Genomic DNA, 5,033 nt, shown 5'->3' with positions numbered 1-5,033 from the left:
CCGCTTTCGCGGCGGACCAGGGCCAGCAGGGTGTCGGCAATCGGCTGCACCACCAGCGAGAACGAGCCGATATGCAACCCGCGCACCTCAGGGCCCAACTCAGGCAAATGCCCCGGCAACAGCTGGCGATCGGCGCAGCCTTCGCCGCGGAAGCTGTAATGCGGCGAGCCATCGGCACCGACGGCGACCATGGCCAGGGTGGTCGGTGCATCGAAGTCCTCCAGGTAGTCCGGGCGCACGCCTTCCTCCTGCAGCACTTGCTGTAAACGCCGGCCCAGGTAGTCGGTGGACAACCCGGCGAACAGCGCCACGTCGATGCCCAGGCGCCGCAGCCCGACGGCGACGTTGAATGGCGAACCGCCGGCAATCGCTTTGTAGTTCACTTTTGAAACTTGAGCGCTGGCGTCGTTTTCACTGAAGAAATCGAACAGCGCTTCGCCACATACCAGATACATAGTCGTTCGCTCTTTAAAGGTTCGCTACAGGTTGTTGATAGCGTTCGTAGGCCTGTTGACAGGCGGCTTCGCTTTGTTCGGTGCAGACCACCGGGGTGTTCACGATATCGAAACGGGTTCTTCATCGGTGATCGTGAAGTCAGCGATATTGCTGGCCGACATCACAATTTCGGCATTCGGAAGGTCGTTGCGACGAACTTTTTCATAGGAATCAGACTCATCGAAACCCAATGATCGCCATCGATCAAGCAGTCGCGCTTCCAGGGTTTTGCGGTCAACCTGCAGCATAATGGTGGCGTCAAAACAGTCTCTCAAGGACGACCATGGGGCGAGGTCTAATAGAAGGTAGTTTCCTTCCACGATGAGATATTTCACATCAGAGGAAATCAATCGTCCTGCAGCACGGGATATCTCCAGGATTCGATCGAATACCGGAACGGCAACCGCGGGTTCGTTGTTCGCACGAAGCCGCAGCAGCAGATTCCTGAAGCCACCCACATCGAATGTATCGGGAGAGCCCTTACGATCTAAAAGGTTCAAGGATCTCAGAACCGCGTCATCGTAATGAAAGCCATCCCCGGGAATGACAGCCGCGCTCCCCGGCATAACGCTATTAAGGGCCTCAACCAAGGCCTCGGAGACGGTGGACTTACCGGCACCAGGCGGCCCCGCCAGCGCAACGACAATTCGATTACCAGACAGAGCTTTAACGTAGTTGAGTAGCTCTGTGCCTACTATTGTGTCTGCTTTGGTAAGCATGCCAAATCTCTCGTCAGCAGGCGTCGTTCAGGCTTCCCGTAGCGAGATACGTGGAGCCTGAATAACACGTGTGGATATATAGCTACAACAGGATCAACAGCCATTCCCCGCATTACAGATGGGGCCAGGGACCCCTATGTCACTTGACTCAACCGCTCAGTGGCCAGCTTGCCAGCCTTTGTACTCCATGACATTGGTTCGGGTTACAAGTGAGGGTTGAAGCAGTACCGTTGTGCTTTCCAGGGGTTTGCCATTCAGCAGGTCGTTACCCATCGTTACGGCCTGTTGTGCCTGGCCCCAAGGGGACTGGGAGGCAGATGCCTGGATCTGTGTATCGCTTTTGAGCGCAGTCTCTATATCGGGAGCCCCATCCACCGATGCGATAATGATGCCTTTGCGCTTGAGTTGTTTTGCTGCCAGGTCTGCACCTATGGCCTGGGGATCATTGATCGCGAACACCGCGTCGATTTTTGCAAAGCGAGTCAAGTCGCCTTGCATCACGCTGTAGCCACCTTCGCGCGAGCCTTTGGCATCCTGATTATCAGACAGTACCTTGATATCGGGTGCCTGCGCGAAAACACTCTTACAGCCATTGACTCGGTCCAGGACTGCTGAAGTCTGCGTACCATTCTGGATAATAACGTTACCCTTGCCACCGAGCTTTTCAGAAATGTACTGACATACAATCCTGCCGGCTTCGACGTTATCTGTCTGTACCAGGGCGTTGGCACCTTGCACCATAACATCTACTCCCACAACCACTATGCCTGCCTTCCTTGCTTTCGCAATCGCAGGCGCGATGGCTACGGGGTCGACGGCGTTGACAAGAATCAAGTCTACGCCCGAAGAAATGAAGTTATCGATCTGAGTGAACTGCTTATTCAAATCGTAATCTGCCGACACTGAGATAAATTTTGCTGCTGGATTGATATGCAGTGTCTCGGCTTTGGCGCCATCTACCATCGCTACGAAATAAGGATTACCCAGCGAGCCAACCGTTATCCCGACGGATTTCAACTCTCGCGCTTGAGCGGTGCTAAATGCCAGTAGTGTACAAACAGCGGTAAATATTATTTTTTTCATGAGGACTGTCTCTTATTATTGGAGTGCGGGGGGGTAATTTTATATATGATTCAGGTTCGTGCGCCTGACTGCCGAAAGCGATCGAGGGCTACCGCTCCGATGATGACAACACCTTTGATGATGTATTGCCAGATATCCGAAACTCCCAGCAATATCAGGCCATTGGAAAGTGTAGCGATAATCAGGGCGCCAATTAGCGTACCGACGATGGTGCCGACACCGCCTGTAAAGCGTGTGCCTCCCAGGATAACGGCGGCGATAGCGTCGAGCTCATAAGACTGTCCCATTTGCAGTCCGTTGGCAGCCATCAGTCGAGCGGAAGTCATGATGGCCCCCACACCTGCCAACAAACCGGATAGGGCATAAACAAATAACAGGACTTTCCAGACCTTGATTCCCGACAACCGTGCGGCCTCAGGATTGCCGCCCACTGCGTAAATCTGTACGCCTAAAACCGTCCGTCGAAGAATAACCCACGAAAGAGTAACCACTACCAACGCGATTACAACCAGCCATGGCACCCCGAACAACGTCTCGTTTCCAATGTAGGCAAAAGATAGGTCGGGATTGAAAACCGTTTTGTCTTCGCCGATGAGGCGTGCGATTCCACGCATCGCAGTCAATCCGCCTAGCGTGACTATAAACGCAGGTAGCTTGCCAAAAGCCACCAATACACCATTGACGAGCCCTAGCAGCAGTCCGACTCCAAGCCCCGCAGAGATGGCCAGGGGAGCAAACCCCGGAACTTGCGATACCAATAGCGACACTACTGCGCAAACAGCCAGAATCGAACCAACCGAAAGGTCGATGCCACCGGTCAAAATCACGAAAGTCAGACCTGACGCCAATACCACATTGATAGAGGCTTGCTGACTGATGACCGAGAAGTTCTGGACCGAGAAAAAGCTCTCGCTCATCAGGCTAAAGCCCACACAAAGGAGTAACAACACGGGCAGCATGCCCGCCACCCTCATTAGTTGGCGCATTTTATCCTGCGGGGTCGCTCCGGCGATGCTTCGTACACCAGGCGTGGTGAAGTCACTTACTACTTTGCTTTGCAGTGGGGAAGTCATTGGACTAAGTCTCCGTTGGCTAGAGTCAACCTGTCGCTGCCTGTGGCAAACGCGATAATGGCTTCAGGTGTGATATCAAGACCGCTGTGGCCACCGAGTTCGGTGACAAGTTTACCTTCACACATGACCAATACACGGTCAGCAATTCCAACGATCTCTGGTAGTTCACTTGAAATCATCACTACACAAACGCCGGATGCGGCTAATGCATTAATAATTTTATATATTTCTGTTTTAGCCCCAATGTCGACACCCGATGTAGGCTCGTCGAGGAACAACACTCTGGGCTTCATCTCAAGCAGGCGAGCCAGCAAAACCTTTTGCTGGTTGCCTCCAGACAGCGCTCCGACATTGATATCTGAGGACGCTTTGATATTGAGTGCCTGGATTGCTTGTTCGGCGCGTCCAGTTCCGGCCGTTCGGTCGACAAAACCGGCCAATCGAGCATCACTTCCCAACACACAGACATTGATATTGTCGTGGACACTCATGTCGAGAAAAAGGCCCAGTGCTTTGCGGTCTTCTGTCAGATAGGCGATGCCTGCATTACCTGCATCGCGAGGAGAGCGTATGACTACAACTTCGCCGTCCATTTCAATCTTTCCGCCTGAGTACGCATCGACACCTGCGATTAATCGGGCAAGTTCGGTTCTTCCAGAACCCACCAGGCCTGCAATCCCGAGAATTTCGCCGGCATACAGATCGAAACTGCAATCTTGAATCTTGAAGCCATCTGTAAGGCTGCGAACACGTAGTATCGGTTTCTCATAAGAGCACGAAGAACGCTCATGGGCGTAGAAACCGGAAACATCGCGGCCAACCATCATCCGGACCAAGGTTTCAGCTGACAGCGTGACGCGATCCAGCGAACCAATGTAACGACCGTCTCGCAGTACCGAAACAAAATCGGACAATGCGTATATCTCAGCCATTCGATGGCTGATATAGATGATCGCGACGCCATCATTACGTAGCTGGCGAATCAACGTAAAAAGACTTTCGGTCTCTTTTGAAGAGAGCGGCGTTGTCGGCTCGTCCATCACCAGGATTCGCGTATCGGCATGAATTGCCCGGGCGATTTCAACAAGTTGTTGGTCCGCAATCGACAAGGTGCCGACCAGCGCGTGCGGATCAAATGTGACGCCAAGTCGCTTTAGTACAACGTGCGCGCCTTCGGTCATTGCCTTGTGGTTTATAACCCCACATCGTCGAATCTCTCTACCGAGGTAGATGTTCTCCACCACGCTCATATTCGCGCACAAGCTGAGCTCTTGATAGATGACTGATATGCCATGGCGCTTGGCATCGTTCAGGCCATAGTTTCGAATATCACATCCGTCGATTCGGATAGTGCCACTGTCGGCGACATAGGCTCCCGACAGTATTTTCATCAGAGTGGATTTTCCGGCGCCGTTTTCGCCCATCAGCGCGTGGATTTGTCCAGGGAAAATACTGAGGTCAATGTCATGCAGGACGCGCACTCCATTGAATGACTTCGAGATGGAACGCATTTCCAATAGGGCAAGAGGTGGACTTTCAGATCCAGTGCTCAGCATAGCGGTCAACTCCTTATCTACCGATTTGAGAAGCAGTGAAACCTCTCATCGGTGTTCTTGTTTGAGAAACATAGCCGAAAGGAAAGCGCTTGCGCAAGCGCTTTCCT

Annotated in this window: 5 protein-coding genes; all 5 read right to left on the bottom strand. The window is 52.8% G+C overall.

The features are described from left to right. Positions 1-455: PfkB family carbohydrate kinase (locus tag F8N21_RS29860; RefSeq protein ID WP_224788319.1), on the bottom strand; the 455-nt coding region annotated here is incomplete at its 3' end. A gap of 99 nt (positions 456-554) precedes the next feature. Next, positions 555-1,214, bottom strand: a complete 660-nt coding sequence (locus F8N21_RS29855) for a nucleoside/nucleotide kinase family protein (protein ID WP_150645542.1) — start codon at positions 1,212-1,214, stop codon at positions 555-557. 156 nt (positions 1,215-1,370) lie between these two features. Then, the gene (locus F8N21_RS29850) at positions 1,371-2,297 is read right to left on the bottom strand and encodes an ABC transporter substrate-binding protein (RefSeq protein ID WP_150645541.1); all 927 of its coding nucleotides are present in this window, start codon (positions 2,295-2,297) and stop codon (positions 1,371-1,373) included. A 50-nt stretch (positions 2,298-2,347) separates the two neighbouring features. Continuing rightward, positions 2,348-3,370: an ABC transporter permease subunit gene (locus F8N21_RS29845; protein WP_150645540.1), complete on the bottom strand. Its 1,023-nt coding sequence runs from the start codon at positions 3,368-3,370 to the stop codon at positions 2,348-2,350. Continuing rightward, the gene (locus F8N21_RS29840; RefSeq protein WP_150645539.1) at positions 3,367-4,926 is read right to left on the bottom strand and encodes a sugar ABC transporter ATP-binding protein; all 1,560 of its coding nucleotides are present in this window, start codon (positions 4,924-4,926) and stop codon (positions 3,367-3,369) included. Before F8N21_RS29840 ends, F8N21_RS29845 begins: the two co-directional genes overlap by 4 nt. Positions 4,927-5,033: the final 107 nt, after the last annotated feature.

Origin of the sequence: Pseudomonas fluorescens, assembly GCF_902497895.1 — a bacterium.
Lineage (GTDB): Bacteria > Pseudomonadota > Gammaproteobacteria > Pseudomonadales > Pseudomonadaceae > Aquipseudomonas > Aquipseudomonas fluorescens_BP.
This window is presented reverse-complemented; position numbering and strand designations above follow the sequence as displayed.